The following is a 14,770-nucleotide window of genomic DNA, read 5'->3' as shown; positions in this document are numbered from 1 at the left end:
CAATCCAGAACCATGCCTGTTTTTGGATATTCGGCCAGCCAATTCAAACAAGGCGCCGAAACGCTGCGATAATGTGACAGGAATCACCCTTGGCTAAGAGTACCATTGCTGACGCTGGCGTTACCATTTCAAAGCGCCTTGATTGACGTGGCAAGGGCTTCACCCGTTCGAGTGAGAAAGCGCATGATGACCTCAAACTCAGCCTCACTGTAGCCGTCCAGTTCGTGTCGCATCGTCTCACCCAGTTCCCGGTAGAGCGCTGACGCCTGTTCCGAAATCGAGATTCTCGCCTTCAAAAGGACCCTGCGCTTGTCGGCCGGGTCCCGTGCGCGATCGACCAGCTTCTGAGCTTCCAGCTTCTCGATCAGGCCTGAGACGGTGCCAAGCTGCAGCCCGGCTTCCTGAGCCAGGCGGGTCATCGGCAACGGCCCAAGCAGATCAATCAGTCGCAAACACTTGAACTCCGTCGCGGTGAGACCGAGGCGCTCGGCGACTTTCTGATGAAACAGCACAAGCCGGGCAGCAAAAAGCTGGATTGTGGGGACGTAGCGCGCAAAGCGATCGCTTGACTCTGGCGGAATAATAGTTCGATCTCCTAAGTATGTTATTAGATAATCTAAGGAGTCGTTCCTCTCATGTCGATCCCCTCGTCCTGTAAAGTCCTCGTCATTGGTGGCGGAATTGTCGGACTGACGGCGGCTGCTTTCCTGGAAAAACACGGCGTTGATACCGTTCTTGTCGAAAGGCGAACCTCTCCGTCCAAGCGCTTACGCGCCAAGTTTTTCTATCCTCGCACCATCGAACTCTATCGCTCTCTCGGTATCGAGCAAAAGATCACAACCCCACCCGGGACATTGAGCGAGGCGGCGATCGTTCACTCCCTCGCAGGAGAGGAGATCCAGCGCTGGACGCTGCCAGCCGTGGGTGAGAGCGCAGCTTCGCCCTGCGTCGCCTCTTCCATCAAGCAGCAGGATCTGGAATGTGTGGTTCGCGATACAGCGGAGCTCTTTGGCGCGCGTATTCATTTTGCTCATGCCCTGACAGCGCTCGACCAGCATGCGAACGGTGCAACCGCGACGATCAAAGCTGCTGATGGCACCAAGAACCTGCTTCACGCCGATTTCGTGATCGGATGTGACGGCAGCAAGAGCATGGTGCGCGACATTTTGGGGATCGGGACCATAGGCTTGGGCGATCTTGTCCACTCCATGAGCATTACGATCCGCTGTGATATCCGCGAAGCGCTGCGAGGAAGGCCACTGAGCTTCGCATGGGTGCGACAGCCCGATATCGCTGGCTTCATGTCCTGGAGTACCGATCTCACCTCGGTCGTTCTAAGCATTGAATATGACCCAACGAACCCCGATGACAGGGCACGCTTCACGCCTGAAAATTGTTACTCACTCGCGGCCCGGTGTTTGGGATTGCCGTCACAACAGATCGAGGTCATTGACATCCATTCCTGGTGCCTCTCGTCGTGGTATGCCGAGAACTTTCGAAAGGGCAGGGTCTTTCTGGCGGGAGATGCTATTCACTCAACCCCACCTCTCGGCGGCTTTGGCGCCAATACGGGCATTCACGACGCTCATAACCTCGCCCTCAAACTTGTCTCAGTGATTCAGCAAAACGCTCCTGAATCGTTGCTCGATTTTTACGAAGCCGAGCGCGCACCTGTCGTGCAAATGGTTGTCGCCCAAGCCACGGCAAGGCTGGCACACCGATCAAATGCTCAGCTTCCGCTTGAGGCGCTTCAGCCGGTTCTGGATGAAGAAATGATCAGCATGGGATACCGCTATCCGATCCTTCCTCACATCGGGATCATTCCTAACCCGCTTGTTGTGCATCCGCGCAATCTTCATGCTGAGCCAGGGACGCGCGCGCCGCACATCTGGTTGCACCAGGCCGGTGTGAGCCTGTCCAGCCTCGACCTTTTTGGCGAAAGTCTGGTGCTCTTGGCGGGTAGCAAGGCGCAATCATGGTGCAGGGCGGCAGAGACTGCATGTCGCCTTCACGAATTGCCGGTGCAGTGCCTTGTGATCGGGCGTGATCTACAGGGCCCCAGGGGTGATTTTCCCACCGCGTATGGAATCTCCGAGACAGGAGCCGTGCTTGTCCGTACCGACGGGTTTGTGATCTGGAAAGCCGTGCGAACCGGGGTATTTCGGGAAGAGGATCTATTGAAAATTCTCATCTCGGCGCGTGAGACAGCCCGACCCGCCAAGACAGTGTCCGCTATCATTGGATCGTAAAACACGGGCGTAGGAGAAAAAAGTCGGACGTTTATCATACTCGCCTGTCAGGCAAGTGGGGTTGCCCGCCCGCTCTCTCCGGCAAGCCACTCAACGAAACGCATTGAGTGCGCAGTCCTGTCGGTCCCTTCGGGAAGCAATGCGACATAACCTGTCCGGTGCACCCGGATGTGTGGAAGGGGGGTGACAAGATGTCCCATCGCAATATCGATATCGAGCATTGGCAAGGGGCCGATCCCCACGCCCAGCCCGTCCATCACAGCTTGCCGGGTAATGAAAAAATGATCGAATAGCGTCCGGGGACGACCGATAAGATGAGGCAGTTTTGCGGCCTCAAGCCAGTCGATCCAGTCTCCCGGGCGCGTCTCGGTCGCCAGTAGTCTGTGATCCTCAAGATCGGCAAGATCAAGGATGGGCCGCTGAGCGAACAAGGACGGGCTCATAATCAGCGTATCGACATCATCCAGCACATGAGTGGCACGGTGGTGAGGCCACGAGCCAGCGCCTGCCACGCCGCGCCGGATAGCGACGTCAAAGCCGCCGCGGAGTTCCTCATGCACTGTCGAGACGGTCGTCACCACAACTTCCACCGACGGACAGGCGGTATGGAAGCGGTCCAGTCTTGGAATCAGCCAGCGCATGGCAAAGCTGACCGGCACATTGACGCGCAGAATTCGGCGCGCATCAGTGCGTCCGCACGCTTCAGCAGCGGCCGTCATCCGTTCGAAGGCGCCGCTGACCTCACCCGCGAAGCTGCGGGCAATTGGTGTTGCGACCATGCGTCGTCCGGATCGACTGAAAAGCCGCTGACCCAGCCAACTCTCCAATAACGCTATCTGGCGGCTGACCGCACCATGAGTAAGGCCCAGCTCCGACGCAGCCTCGGTATAGCTGCCCGTTCGGGCTGCAACTTCGAAAACGCGCAGGGCATTGAGAGGAGGCAGATGGCGCATGAAATCCGTGATAAAATCTGACCAGTATGGTGAGAATATTCCATCTATTTTCTAAAAAGTCACACGTTTAACATGGCTTGCGAAAGGACTTGTGTGTGACATGCAAATAAGCGCCCCAACGAAGCTCGCAGTACGCCAAATCCCCTGTGCTCAGGAACAGAGGCGCGGACTGATGGCTGCGTGCCTCGCCCACGCTCTGCATGATGGTTATACAGACGGGCTCTATGCCTTCCTTCCAATCTGGCAATCGCAGTTCGGCCTGTCCTATGCCGGGCTTGCGATCGTGCGTGCCCTCTATTTTGGCACGATGGGTGGTCTTCAGGTCCCTGCGGATCACCTGCTGAATGGCATCTCGCCACGCAACGCGCTGGTCCTGTCCACAGTGATTGCAGCGACGGGTCTGGCGGTTATGGCTGTTCCGATGGGTTTTGTCGGATTGTGCTGTGGCCTTGTTCTCGCGGGCATCGGATCGAGTATCCAGCATCCGCGGGCATCACAATTGATCACCGAGTGCTATGGCGATGCGGCACGACGCCCCCTCAGTCTTTATAATTTCTCCGGCGATCTGGGCAAAGCAGTCCTGCCAGCCCTCATTGCGCTTTTGCTGCCCGTCTTCGCCTGGCGCCCGATAACAGCCAGCCTTGCGCTACTGGGACTGGCCCTGTCCCTTGTGCTGATAAAGCTCACACCCTGGAAAATTACGCCTGGCGCAGCGATATCCCCAGACAAGGTGTCTTCCGGCAGGCACACTGGCTTTGCATGGCTTCTGGCGATAGGGGCTTTCGATACAGCGACACGGATGGGCTATCTGCTGTTCCTGCCCTTTCTCATTCATGGTCGTGGCGGTTCGTCAGCAACAGTCGGAATTGCCCTGGCACTCCTCTTTGGTGGGGGTGCGTTGGGAAAGGCAACCTGCGGGTGGCTGGGCGATCATTTTGGCATCGTCAGAAGCGTTGTCGTAACGGAAACGACGACATCACTGCTGATCATCGCCACGTTGTTTACGCCGCTGTCAGGCACACTGGTACTGCTTCCCCTTCTTGGGATTGTCCTGAACGGTACGTCCTCCGTCCTGTACGGAACAGTGCCTGAGTTAGCACCCGGTGGAGATACAGGCCGGGCCTTTGCCGTGTTCTATACAGGGGTGATCGGCGCGGGCGGACTGGCACCGATTGCCTATGGTGTTCTCGCTGATCATGTCGGGCGTACCGCAGGTCAACTTGCAACGGCCGCGACAGCTCTGCTCATTGTACCAATGGTGCTGCGACTGGGCTCCTTCATGAAACCAGCATGAGATCGCCTGAACCACACCAAGACTGCTTCTAGTAACGCAGACTACTTATGATCAGAAGGAAAAAATCATGACAGACATTATCAAAAATCAAGCAGGGGGATGTCACTGCGGTGCCGTACGTTTTGAAGTCAGTCTCAGCGACGGGTTCAAATTAGTCCGTCGCTGCAACTGCTCTTATTGCCGAATGCGCGGTTCGGTGGTGGCAATGACAGCACTCGATGGGATAAAAATTCTTCAGGGTGAGAATATGCTGACGACCTACCGGTTTAATACAGGGACAGCACAGCACTTCTTCTGTTCTCGCTGCGGAATACATACGCATCATCAGCGTCGCTCTGATCCGAACCGTCATGCCGTAAACGTGGCCTGCCTGGATGGGGTCAGTCCTTTTGACTTTCCGGAAGTACCGGTAACGGATGGCATCAATCACCCGAACGATACTGGGATGTTGCCGCAAATAGCCGGGACTCTGCGGTTTGAAAGTGCATCAGAGCGTTAAAATTTTTCAGATCCGGATGAAGAACAAAGATGTAATGTCCTCTTTGGACGAAATCATAGGTTTTAGATTAGCTGCAGTCCTGTCCAATAGGGAAGTATGATGCTTTTCCTATACCATTTCGATCGACCCAACCATGAAGTTAACCTCGTTTAAAACGGGAAAAAGTTCACTTTAGCAACCTTCACTGGTTGAGAATATTTATCACGATATCTCCTGATCCCACCGCATTCACGCGAATATTATGACCTGTCAGTTCCAATGCAAGTGTCCGGGTAAGGTGAGGACAAGGTCACTCTCGATATAGGTTGCGATCGGTGGAAAGGTCTGAAAAGTAGCGCCTCCGACGCTCGACCATCTACTCTGGACGTGAGAAGAAATTCGCGAGGCCATTGCGCGATATGCAAACCGTGCAGAGGAGAAGCTGCGTAAAGACGGGTTCGAGACCGCCACGGCATTTTCATTCCGGAAGAACCATGACGACAGAAACCTGTCCGGATCAGACAGGCTTTGGAAGCGCGCGGCCAAGACGGGCCTTCGAGCATCGCAAGTTCGGATTTCAGCAGCTCAATAACTGACTTGCGATGCGCGAACACCCGATTAGAAGATGGGCATCATTGCGACCAATGAGAGTTCCTGAACAAGGTCAGGCCCCCAACGCATCTGTAAGGTCCCAGAGATGCACACTGGCCCATCTTCAGAAAGCCAGCCAGACACAGCATCGTGCCGCGAAGCCTCTTCCTCCATCTGCCAACGTTCGGATGGTGAGAATGCTTCAAAATATCCAAACCAAGTTAAATAATATTCCCGGCTCCAGCGATTGGCAGAGGTTAAACCTTCGCCCGTGTATGACCAGTGAGATGGATGGACTGAACAACATTTACCCTTGTACCAAGGGCCTTTCTCCTGATCAGATCTTCTTTCACGCCCCACAACATCCAGAATATCGTTTTTTTCGGAAAGCAATAAACGTAGAGAAGCAGGCAAAATTTTCATATCCACTCTTAAATTGCCTATATATTTTCTTCATCACTGAAAGTGGCGTGCCACACTGATAGTAAGGCCTTTCCTCCGGCAGGCTTCGGAGCAATACCTCACCTGATCCCAGTCCTTCGCCCACTTCTTACGCCAAGTGAACGGCCGATCGCACACGGGGCATACCTTCGAGGGTAGGTCCTTCTTAGCGGGTTTGGGGGCGAGCTTACCTTGTCCTCGGGCCACGTTGTTCCTCCAGCGCCGCTATGGACCTTTTGTCAACACTGCCCAGCCTTTGAGATCAGGAAAATGCCGAGCAAAATTTTGGATGAGATTTTGCTACGTGGGGAGGGCGAGAGAGGTTGCCAGATCGAAAGCAATTCCATTACGATCCAGCACGATGGCTTACTTCGCAGAGTAGTGCGGTGGGAAAGGCCATATTCACACCTCAGAAACAGGCCACGGCGGCTAAGCCGTGGCCGCACATGGATATTCAGCTTTCAACAAACGCAAGGAGGTCCGCGTTGAGTGCCTCCGCATTGACTGTCAGCATTCCGTGCGAGAAGCCGGGATAGGTTTTAAGGGTGCCCTTGGCGAGTAATGCAACCGCTTTGATTGCTGAATCAGCAATCGGCACGATCTGGTCGTCTTCTCCATGCAGCACGAGTGTTGGTATCGTAATGTTCTTCAGGTCCTCGGTCTGGTCCGTCTCGGAAAAGGCCTTAATGCCCTCATAGTGCGCCTTGGCGCTCCCCATCATGCTTTGGCGCCACCAGTTTTGAATGACGCCCTCTTGCTGGCTGATACCCGCACGATTGAACCCATAAAACGGACCGGCTGGCACATCGCGGAAAAATTGCGCCCGGTTGGCGGCGAGGGCGGCGCGAAAGCCGTCGAACACCTCAATCGGCAAGCCCTCGGGATTTGCTTCCGTACGGAGCATTAAGGGCGGAACAGCGCCAACCAGAACGGCTTTGGCGGCGCGTCCAGACGGCTGACCGTATTTGGCCACATAGCGCGCTACTTCGCCGCCGCCAGTGGAATGGCCGATATGCACGACGTTCCGAAGGTCCAGCGCTTCGACGACGGCGAACGCATCTGATGCATAGTGGTCCATATCATGCCCACCCGAAACCTGCTCGGAGCGCCCGTGGCCGCGGCGATCATGGGCCACCACGCGAAATCCATGCTGTAAAAAGAACAGCATCTGGGCATCCCAGTCGTCGGAAGAAAGGGGCCAGCCATGATGGAACATGATGGGACGGGCATCTTTCGGGCCCCAGTCCTTGTAGAAGATCTCGACATCATCCTTGGTGGTAACGAACGACATGATTATCTCTCCAAAATTCAGGTGGCGACAGTTATGTCGGGGTCACCCCGGAACAAGTCCGGGGGTCAGTTTTGATGGCGTTCAGATCTGTTTCTGACCACCGTCAATGTAGAGCTCGATGCCATTAATGAAACTGGCCTCGTCAGATGCCAGAAACAGAACCGAGCGGGCGATTTCTTCTGGCTGGCCCACACGGCCTGACGGAATCAAGCCGGCGAGATAGGCCTTGGTCCCTTCGGCCTGTTCGCCGCCGCCAAAAAGCTGATTCAGACCTGCCGTATCGGTCACACCCGGACTAACCGCGTTGACGCGGATATGGCGGTCCTTGAGATCAAGCATCCAATTTCGAGCAAAGCTGCGTACGGCTGCCTTCGTTGCCGAATACACACTGAGGGCAGGCGTTCCCGCGGCGCTGACATTCGAAGCATTCAGCACGATTGAAGCCCCGTCGCGGAGCAGGGGAAGCGCCTTCTGTACCGTAAAGAGGACGCCCTTGACGTTACTGTCGAAGGTGGACTGGTAGTGTTCTTCGGAAATGGCACCAAGTGGGGCAAACTCCCCGCCCCCGGCATTGGCGAAGACAACATCAATGTGGCTGTGCGTCTGCTGGACGGTGTCATACAGACGGTCGATGTCGTCCAGATGCCCCATATCCCCGCGTGCGCCTGTTACCTTGCCACCAATGCGAGTGACAGCAGCGTCGAGTGCCTCCTGGCGTCTCCCGGTGATGAAAACGAAGGCGCCTTCATCGGCGAAAGCCTTGGCGGTGGCCAGACCAATACCACTGGTGCCGCCCGTTACGATCACGACCTTGCCATCAAATCCGTAAGTCATTGTTCTGTTCCTTATTCTCAGCGCTCCGTTTGCGCCGGTAGGAAAGAGATGACATTGGAACGATCATCGCTGTAGATGGCAATATTGGCACACAGTGTTCAGAAAGAGGAACGATGGAACGGCGGGATCTCAACGATTATGCGTATTTCGTAGCAGTCGTTACGCATGGCGGCTTTTCGGCCGCCTCGCGCGCGCTGCACGAGCCGAAATCGAAACTCAGCCGCCGCATTGCCGATCTGGAAAGCCGGCTTGGTACACGTCTGATCGAGCGGTCCAGCAGGCGCTTTCGCGTCACGGATCTCGGTCGGGCATTTTATGAGCGCTGTCGGACTATGCTGGATGAGGCCGAAGCTGCAGAGGCAGTCATCAGCGCGGCCCAGGCTGAGCCGGCAGGTGTCGTTCGGTTCAGTTGTCCGACCGGCATGGTTGCCGTGATCGGTCATCTGATGACAGGCTTTCTGGATCGCCACCCCAAGGTGCGGTTACAACTCCTGGCGGTGGATCGGCCAGTGGATCTGATAGAGGAGCGCATTGACCTCGCGTTACGGGTTCGTTTGGCTCTGACCTCGGATGCAGCTTTGACCATGCGTACACTAGGGCGCTCCACACGTGTTTTAGTCGCGCATCCGCGTGTAGCCGCAAGCATCAGAACCCTGCATGATCTGGAGACTGCATCGCTGTTAACAACAAGCGACGAGGCAACAGACTGCATCTGGCCCTTAATAAATGCGCATGGCGAGACCCGTGAAATACGCCGAACGCCCCGGTTCGGTTCACAGGATATGGGCATCGTGCGGGATGCAGCGATTGCCGGGCTGGGCGTTGCCTGGCTCCCGGATCATTTTGTGCGGGAGCCACTGGAGAGTGGTCTGCTGATGCAGGTGCTGCCGGACTGGACGGGACGGGAAGGGATCGTCCATCTCGTATTTACGACACGACGGGGGCTACCATCAGCGGTGCGTGCGTTCATCGATCACCTCGCTGCTGGATTTCCCAACCGTTTATGAGCGCTGCGCATGGGCGGCAGAGACATCCGTTTCCAGTTAGCGGAGTTAAGAGTGATCATGCCCGAGATGAGGCATGTGCCGTCTGCCTGCTTAATTTCTGGTCTCAGGAGTTCTGACCGGGCCATCTCATAAGTTGGCAGTTTGACTGGAGATACGGCGCAGATCCGCATTGTCATACGTCCGGTATCCATCGGCCGGCTGGCCTACGAGACCGACAATCGCCTTTGCGACGGTTTTTGCGTCAATCGCGCCATATTGGGAAAGCCTGCCGACCATGAACGGTGCCAGCGCCGCTGCCAGACGCTGACCGATCGCCTCCATCGGCCGTGCCTCTGCACGACGGCCCAGCAACATCCCGGGCCGCAGGATGTCCACGCGGCGGAAGCCGAGTGCCTTGATATCGCGCTCAATCGTCCCTTTGGTCCTAAGGTAAAAGCCGGGACCACCCGCACCTACTGAAGAAACGAGAATGAACTGACGCGAGCCACAGGCATGCGCGGCTCTGGCAAAAGCCAGAACATAGTCGTGATCAACCCGAAACATCGCCGCCTGCGATCCCGCAGCACGAAGTGTGGTGCCCAGACAGGAAATCGCCACATCAATTCCCGAGGGAGCCACATTACGCAATGTCATTTCCGGCGCAGCACACAGATACTCGAAATCAATGATATGATCGGAGGCAGATAATTTCCGACGAGTCAGGCTGGTGACGATGGTATCTGGCCGCATGGCAAGGTCCGCGTCGACAGAACGTCCGATGAGGCCGGTGCCCCCGATAAGCAGAACGCGCGTTGTCATCGCAGGATCAGGTTTGTAATGGCGTCTGTGAGCTTGCCGAACGGTGGTTGAAGCAGCGTTGCGGCATTGAGGCGGCCCTGTTTGTAAATGCCACGAGGATGAGTGAGCGCCATAAAGCCTTCCTTCCCGTGATAGGCCCCAATGCCGCTGTCTCCCACCCCGCCAAAAGGCAGGTCATCCTGTGCAATATGCAGCAGAGTGCCATTGATGGTGACATTGCCCGAAACCGTGCGCTTCAGAAGCCTGTCTCGGTCAGTACGGTTATCACCAAAATAATACAGGGCCAGAGGACGCAGCCGGGCATTGATGAAGGCAATCGCCTCATCCAGTGTGCGGTAGGTCAACACTGGCAGGACTGGTCCGAAAATTTCTTCCTGCATCACCGCCATTTGCGATGTGACGTCCAGCAGCAGCACGGGTGCCAGCACATGGCTCTCGTCTGAATTACTTCCCAGACGGACCACCTGTGCGCCCTGCGCCGCGGCATTGTCGATCAGGCCGGTCAGCCGCGCGTAATGGTGCGCGTTGAGGATGGCTGTGTAATCCGGAGAGCCGGCGTAACCTCTTGGATGCTGTTTTTCCACGGCTTCCTGATACGCTGAGGCAAACGTATCCCTGTCGTTTTCATGAACCAGCACATAATCCGGAGCGATGCAGGTCTGCCCGGCATTGGTCAGCTTGCCGAACGCCACACGATCTGCCACCCGCTCCATGGAAAAACCGGGCTCGATCACGACGGGAGACTTGCCCCCAAGTTCAAGCGTAGTCGGGGTCAGATTGCGCGCGGCCGCTTCAGCAACCTTCTTTCCAACCGCCGTGCTGCCAGTGAACAGGATATGATCGAAGGGCAGAGCCGAGAAGGCCGCACCCACTTCACCGTCTCCCGTAACAACAGAAACCTGCTCTGGCGGAAAAACGGCCTGAACGATCTCGCCAATTACCGCCGATGTGGCCGGTGTAAATTCCGATGGTTTAAGCATGACCCGGTTACCGGCGGCGATTGCGGTCGCCAGCGGCACAAGGGCCAGCGAGACGGGATAGTTCCACGGCGCGATAATGCCCACGACACCCACCGGCTGCCGGAGCACCCAGGTACGACCGCACTGGAAATAGGCCGATACGTGGCGACGTTCGGGTTTCATCCAGCGTCCCAGATGAGCAATCATGTAATTGATCGACTGCACCAGCGGGATCAGTTCCACGATGGCGCTTTCCCGTTCTGAGCGCTGGCCGAAATCCGTTTTCAGGACACGTACGATCTCAGTCCGCCGTTTCAGGATTTCGGCTTTCAGACGTCGCAGATCGGCCCTGCGCTGCTTCAGATCTGGTGGTCCGGCACGTAGGAATGCGGCACGCTGGCGGTCGAGAACACGGTGCAGGTCAGCAGAAGTAACATCGGACATTGCGCCCTCTATGTTTACAGGAGAAACTTATGTGGGCAGGATATGGAACAGAACAATCCGATGTCAATAAAAGTTTCTTCTGTAAACATGAGCCTCGCGAATGAGTGAAACCAAAGACCGTCCCTATCATCATGGCGATCTCCGCCGCGCTCTGATCGACACGGCGCTTGCCATGCTGGCTGCGGAGCAGAACTGGACCTTCACCTTGCGGGAAGTAGCGCGCCGCGCGGGTGTCAGTCATGCAGCCCCCTACAAGCATTTTCGTGATCGCGAGATGCTGTTGCGGGAACTGGCGCGGATCGGTTTCATCAGGCTTGGAGAGAGTCTGAGTGGGGCCATGTCCCCGAACATGCCTTCCACGCGCGCACAGTTCATGGCAGCGGCGCAGGCCTGTATTGGATTTGCCTGTCAGAATCCCGGCCTTTATCGCCTGATGTTCAGTTCCGATGCGGACAAGACAATAGACCCGCCGTTACATGACGCGGCTATGAGTACCTTCGGGATTCTTCTGGGTCTTCTGGAAAGGGGACAACGCGACCAAAGCTTCCGGCCGGTTTCTGTCAGCGCCCTGGCGGCGGCAAGCTGGGCGCAGGTGCATGGTCTGGCCATGCTGACGATTAGTCATCAACTGCTTGAAGAGACGGTCGAGCCAGAACCGGTTCTGGCCGCGCTGGACGTGTTGCTGGATGGCATGTGCTACACTGATTGATCGGGCAGTCGCACAACGTCTGCTTTTGCGCGACCGGCCACGATCCCTCGCTATAAAGGTGTTCTGTCCATTACTCTGCCCCAACAGAAGCATCTGGTTTCATCATCATTTGAAAGCACACAGGCGCACACAAAATCGGCGAAATATTCTTTCCCGCTTCCTGCATGGCCTGAAGGAAAAGAGCACCAGCGGAAAGCACGATATCGTCACGCGCTGCACCAAACAGGTCAGGTTGCATCATGGAAGATGACCCCCAACGTGTGACGGAGTCCCGTCCGAATACGACTGACGCCATGGCGCAATGTGACACGATAACTGCCGCGTGTACCTGTTTTTGGCCTCTGGTTAACGGCAAACAGCACGCCATCACCCAGCCTGAGGGGCACGACATCCACCCGCGACTGCATGCGGGGCCGCTGCTCCGTCAGGACGAACTCACCCCCGGTGAACTCTCTTCCCGGGCATGACAGCAGAACGGTAAGCTGGATTGGGAAAACATGCTCCCCATAAAGATCCTGATGCAGGCAGTTATGATCACCTGGTCCGTATCTTAATAATAGCGGTGTGGGGCGTGCTTGCGCTGCTACGTGGCAGCGGGCAAGAAAAGCCTGATGATCCGCAGGAAAACGGGGCGTTAGTCCCATGTGTTGCATCCAGCGGTTCGCGGTCGGTACAAGAAAAGGATAGATTTTCTCGCGCAATGTGGCGACCAGAGGTGGCAGCGGATAGGAGAAGTAGCGGTATTCCCCACGTCCAAACCCATGCCGTGCCATGATGACACGGCTGCGAAACCCTGCCTCGTTGAGATAGAGAGCCGAAAGGAACTGACACTCTGACTCATCCAGCAGTCCCGGAATCACCGCCCAGCCATCTTCATCCAGACTACTGGAAATGTTTTGCCAGTCGAGTGCGGCAAGCCTGTCTGGAATCATGTGCCCTTTTCCCGTTCCAGCAATGCTTTCTTGCAGGCAACGCCCCAGCGATATCCCGATAACGTGCCGTCTCTGCGCACGACGCGATGGCAGGGAATGGCAACAGCCAGCGTATTGGCACCACAGGCATTGGCGACTGCACGCACAGATCCCGGGTGACCGATTGCCTTGGCAATCTCGGTATAGGTCGCGGTCTGGCCAGCCGGAATAGCCTGAAGCGCATTCCATACCCGCTGCTGAAAGGCCGTCCCCCGGATGTCCAGCGGCAGCCTCAGCCCGACGGCTGGCGTTTCGATGAGACCCACAACCTGCGCGACATGCTCCTCGTAATCAGGTTCCGCTCCAACCAGTGCCGCGTTTGGAAAGCGGTCCTGTAAATCACGAGCCAGCATATCCGGTTCGTCTCCCATAAGGATCGCCACGATCCCCCGCTCCCCTGAAGCGACAAGGATCGCGCCCAGTGAGCACTGCCCAATGGCAAAGCTCAGCCGTTCTGCCCGGGCACCACAGCGCAGGGCGGCGGGCTTCATGCCAAGCAGACTATCGGCCTTTTCATAAAAGCGGCTGCTCGAACTATAGCCGGATGCATAGATGGCTTCCGTCACGGTCGCAGCGGAGCGCAAAGCATCACGCAGCCGTTCCGCACGGCAGGCTTCGCCATACTGACGGGGCGAAAGCCCGGTGATACGCCTGAAGACACGCTGGAAATAGGTAGGGCTGAGACCCGCTTCCTTCGCCAGTACATCGAGCGTTGGGGGCGCCTCGCTGGCTTCGATCATTCGGCAGGCCCGTGTCACCCGTCCGTTATGAGCATTTTCAGCAAGGGCTCCATCCGGATCGCAGCGTTGGCATGGACGTGCACCTGTCGCACGTGCCTCATCCACCGTTCCATGGATGCAAGCGTTTTCCGCGTGCGGCCTGCGCGAAGGGCAGGACGGTCGGCAGTAGATCCCCGTAGTAACGACAGAATACCAGAACAGGCCGTCGGCTGTTTTGTCACGCCTCAGGATCCGCTCCCATCGCGGATCTCGCTCGACAGATAGAGATGCGTCTGCCCGAATACCCGCCGGTGTGCCTGTGCTCATTGTTGTCACGGCTGCACTCTCCTATACCCGGTCAATACGGGCCGCATAACATCCGTGCCTGGCATAATGCGCATGAAGATACGCGATTTCCGACCTGTTAAAAAACTGTCCGATCAAAGATTCCAGTTGGGTACCTTCTACGATCTCGGCCGCAATCATGTCGTGCAGGGCATCAAAGGCCCGCAATGCTATGAGACGACCTCCGAGTGAGTCCGGAATGGTGTCAATCTCATCATACCGTTTCTCGGCTCCTTCCCGAATAAAAATGGCATGCCCTGACCGGTACGGTGTCTGCTCAGGCTGGTGTATGTAATTCATAAGCAACACCGTTTCCCCCGGCTCCGCATCGCGTAGTTCAACACGATCTGGAAAGCCGGACAGTCTGTCGGCGGTATGACGACGTACATTCCGGTCGCTCAGATCGGCATCGCTCATACCATAGAGGTGACGGAAAAGGGCCGGGTCCAGCCCGGTTATACGAAACGACATGGTGATCTCCGGTCGATTGTCTTTCTGCTTACGACCGTAATCGCGTCTCCAGCACCCGGCACTCCGGACCTTGCGATCAAATTCGAATTTGTCCGGATCTGTCAGTTAAGAACCCGCAAACTGATTTTTACACTGTAGGTGCTTGTCAATTATGTCCGGCTCATTGGAATTGTCCCGCACGCCAGGAGTTTTTCAGCTCGAGGCTTTCATGAAATG

17 protein-coding genes are annotated in these 14,770 nt (G+C 56.5%); 5 read left to right on the top strand and 12 right to left on the bottom strand.

Annotated elements, in window-relative coordinates; all coding sequences use genetic code 11:
- Positions 1-128 precede the first annotated feature (128 nt).
- Entirely contained in the window at positions 129-512 is a 384-nt protein-coding gene (locus tag JK202_RS13630; RefSeq protein WP_349291868.1) for a MarR family transcriptional regulator, read from the bottom strand.
- A gap of 123 nt (positions 513-635) precedes the next feature.
- Between JK202_RS13630 and JK202_RS13625 the strand changes: the two genes are divergently transcribed.
- The gene (locus JK202_RS13625; RefSeq protein WP_211561897.1) at positions 636-2,249 is read left to right on the top strand and encodes an FAD-dependent oxidoreductase; all 1,614 of its coding nucleotides are present in this window, start codon (positions 636-638) and stop codon (positions 2,247-2,249) included.
- 47 nt (positions 2,250-2,296) lie between these two features.
- Here the strand turns inward: JK202_RS13625 and JK202_RS13620 are convergent, their stop codons facing one another.
- On the bottom strand, positions 2,297-3,202 hold the full coding sequence (locus JK202_RS13620) for a LysR substrate-binding domain-containing protein (protein ID WP_211561895.1): 906 nt from the start codon (positions 3,200-3,202) through the stop codon (positions 2,297-2,299).
- A gap of 172 nt (positions 3,203-3,374) precedes the next feature.
- Between JK202_RS13620 and JK202_RS13615 the strand changes: the two genes are divergently transcribed.
- Together JK202_RS13615 and JK202_RS13610 are read left to right on the top strand one after the other, a co-directional pair.
- A complete protein-coding gene (locus JK202_RS13615) occupies positions 3,375-4,496 on the top strand; it encodes an MFS transporter (protein ID WP_249200085.1) in 1,122 nt (373 codons plus the stop codon).
- A gap of 67 nt (positions 4,497-4,563) precedes the next feature.
- Positions 4,564-4,995 carry a GFA family protein gene (locus JK202_RS13610; protein ID WP_211561891.1) on the top strand — a complete coding sequence of 144 codons (432 nt, stop codon included), beginning with the start codon at positions 4,564-4,566 and terminating at the stop codon, positions 4,993-4,995.
- A gap of 597 nt (positions 4,996-5,592) precedes the next feature.
- Here JK202_RS13610 and JK202_RS13605 read toward each other — a convergent pair.
- The 4 genes from JK202_RS13605 to JK202_RS13590 all read right to left on the bottom strand — a co-directional run bounded on the left by JK202_RS13605 (position 5,593) and on the right by JK202_RS13590 (position 8,131).
- Positions 5,593-5,988: a hypothetical protein gene (locus JK202_RS13605; protein WP_211561889.1), complete on the bottom strand. Its 396-nt coding sequence runs from the start codon at positions 5,986-5,988 to the stop codon at positions 5,593-5,595.
- Positions 5,989-6,021: 33 nt separating this feature from the next.
- Entirely contained in the window at positions 6,022-6,213 is a 192-nt protein-coding gene (locus JK202_RS13600; protein ID WP_211561887.1) for a DUF2256 domain-containing protein, read from the bottom strand.
- A gap of 247 nt (positions 6,214-6,460) precedes the next feature.
- A complete protein-coding gene (locus JK202_RS13595) occupies positions 6,461-7,297 on the bottom strand; it encodes an alpha/beta fold hydrolase (protein ID WP_211561885.1) in 837 nt (278 codons plus the stop codon).
- Between the two features lie 81 nt (positions 7,298-7,378).
- Positions 7,379-8,131, bottom strand: coding sequence for an SDR family NAD(P)-dependent oxidoreductase (locus tag JK202_RS13590; RefSeq protein WP_211561883.1), 753 nt, complete (start codon positions 8,129-8,131; stop codon positions 7,379-7,381).
- A gap of 113 nt (positions 8,132-8,244) precedes the next feature.
- Here JK202_RS13590 and JK202_RS13585 point away from each other — a divergent pair, with 113 nt between their 5' ends.
- Entirely contained in the window at positions 8,245-9,138 is an 894-nt protein-coding gene (locus JK202_RS13585) for a LysR substrate-binding domain-containing protein (protein WP_211561881.1), read from the top strand.
- A gap of 126 nt (positions 9,139-9,264) precedes the next feature.
- Here the strand turns inward: JK202_RS13585 and JK202_RS13580 are convergent, their stop codons facing one another.
- Both JK202_RS13580 and JK202_RS13575 read right to left on the bottom strand, forming a co-directional pair.
- Complete coding sequence (locus JK202_RS13580) at positions 9,265-9,936, bottom strand: NAD-dependent epimerase/dehydratase family protein (protein ID WP_211561879.1); 672 nt, start codon at positions 9,934-9,936, stop codon at positions 9,265-9,267.
- Positions 9,933-11,339: a coniferyl aldehyde dehydrogenase gene (locus tag JK202_RS13575; RefSeq protein ID WP_211561877.1), complete on the bottom strand. Its 1,407-nt coding sequence runs from the start codon at positions 11,337-11,339 to the stop codon at positions 9,933-9,935. The genes JK202_RS13580 and JK202_RS13575 overlap by 4 nt, the downstream gene beginning before the upstream one ends.
- 100 nt (positions 11,340-11,439) lie before the next feature.
- Between JK202_RS13575 and JK202_RS13570 the strand changes: the two genes are divergently transcribed.
- Entirely contained in the window at positions 11,440-12,048 is a 609-nt protein-coding gene (locus JK202_RS13570) for a TetR/AcrR family transcriptional regulator (protein ID WP_211561875.1), read from the top strand.
- Between the two features lie 70 nt (positions 12,049-12,118).
- Here JK202_RS13570 and JK202_RS13565 read toward each other — a convergent pair whose 3' ends face one another.
- The 4 genes from JK202_RS13565 to JK202_RS13550 are packed head-to-tail and all read right to left on the bottom strand — an operon-like array spanning position 12,119 to position 14,554.
- On the bottom strand, positions 12,119-12,289 hold the full coding sequence (locus JK202_RS13565; RefSeq protein ID WP_211561873.1) for a hypothetical protein: 171 nt from the start codon (positions 12,287-12,289) through the stop codon (positions 12,119-12,121).
- Entirely contained in the window at positions 12,276-12,980 is a 705-nt protein-coding gene (locus tag JK202_RS13560; RefSeq protein ID WP_211561872.1) for a 2OG-Fe(II) oxygenase, read from the bottom strand. Before JK202_RS13560 ends, JK202_RS13565 begins: the two co-directional genes overlap by 14 nt.
- Entirely contained in the window at positions 12,977-14,065 is a 1,089-nt protein-coding gene (gene ada, locus JK202_RS13555; RefSeq protein WP_211561931.1) for a bifunctional DNA-binding transcriptional regulator/O6-methylguanine-DNA methyltransferase Ada, read from the bottom strand. The genes JK202_RS13560 and ada overlap by 4 nt, the downstream gene beginning before the upstream one ends.
- 21 nt (positions 14,066-14,086) lie before the next feature.
- The gene (locus JK202_RS13550; protein ID WP_211561870.1) at positions 14,087-14,554 is read right to left on the bottom strand and encodes a DUF1203 domain-containing protein; all 468 of its coding nucleotides are present in this window, start codon (positions 14,552-14,554) and stop codon (positions 14,087-14,089) included.
- Positions 14,555-14,770 lie beyond the last annotated feature (216 nt).

The organism is Gluconobacter sp. Dm-62 (genome assembly GCF_018256155.1).
GTDB lineage: Bacteria > Pseudomonadota > Alphaproteobacteria > Acetobacterales > Acetobacteraceae > Gluconobacter.
Note: the sequence above shows the minus strand (reverse complement) of the source record. Positions and strands in the feature narration are given on the sequence as shown.

What these genes read in the sequence shown, in the direction of transcription:
- JK202_RS13625 (WP_211561897.1), top strand. Translation starts at nt 636, where the DNA reads ATGTCGATCCCCTCGTCCTGTAAAGTCCTCGTCATTGGTGGCGGAATT.
- JK202_RS13620 (WP_211561895.1), bottom strand. Translation starts at nt 3,202, where the DNA reads ATGCGCCATCTGCCTCCTCTCAATGCCCTGCGCGTTTTCGAAGTTGCA.
- JK202_RS13615 (WP_249200085.1), top strand. Translation starts at nt 3,375, where the DNA reads ATGGCTGCGTGCCTCGCCCACGCTCTGCATGATGGTTATACAGACGGG.
- JK202_RS13610 (WP_211561891.1), top strand. Translation starts at nt 4,564, where the DNA reads ATGACAGACATTATCAAAAATCAAGCAGGGGGATGTCACTGCGGTGCC.
- JK202_RS13605 (WP_211561889.1), bottom strand. Translation starts at nt 5,988, where the DNA reads ATGAAAATTTTGCCTGCTTCTCTACGTTTATTGCTTTCCGAAAAAAAC.
- JK202_RS13595 (WP_211561885.1), bottom strand. Translation starts at nt 7,297, where the DNA reads ATGTCGTTCGTTACCACCAAGGATGATGTCGAGATCTTCTACAAGGAC.
- JK202_RS13590 (WP_211561883.1), bottom strand. Translation starts at nt 8,131, where the DNA reads ATGACTTACGGATTTGATGGCAAGGTCGTGATCGTAACGGGCGGCACC.
- JK202_RS13585 (WP_211561881.1), top strand. Translation starts at nt 8,245, where the DNA reads ATGGAACGGCGGGATCTCAACGATTATGCGTATTTCGTAGCAGTCGTT.
- JK202_RS13580 (WP_211561879.1), bottom strand. Translation starts at nt 9,936, where the DNA reads ATGACAACGCGCGTTCTGCTTATCGGGGGCACCGGCCTCATCGGACGT.
- JK202_RS13575 (WP_211561877.1), bottom strand. Translation starts at nt 11,339, where the DNA reads ATGTCCGATGTTACTTCTGCTGACCTGCACCGTGTTCTCGACCGCCAG.
- JK202_RS13570 (WP_211561875.1), top strand. Translation starts at nt 11,440, where the DNA reads ATGAGTGAAACCAAAGACCGTCCCTATCATCATGGCGATCTCCGCCGC.
- JK202_RS13565 (WP_211561873.1), bottom strand. Translation starts at nt 12,289, where the DNA reads ATGATGCAACCTGACCTGTTTGGTGCAGCGCGTGACGATATCGTGCTT.
- JK202_RS13560 (WP_211561872.1), bottom strand. Translation starts at nt 12,980, where the DNA reads ATGATTCCAGACAGGCTTGCCGCACTCGACTGGCAAAACATTTCCAGT.
- ada (WP_211561931.1), bottom strand. Translation starts at nt 14,065, where the DNA reads ATGAGCACAGGCACACCGGCGGGTATTCGGGCAGACGCATCTCTATCT.
- JK202_RS13550 (WP_211561870.1), bottom strand. Translation starts at nt 14,554, where the DNA reads ATGTCGTTTCGTATAACCGGGCTGGACCCGGCCCTTTTCCGTCACCTC.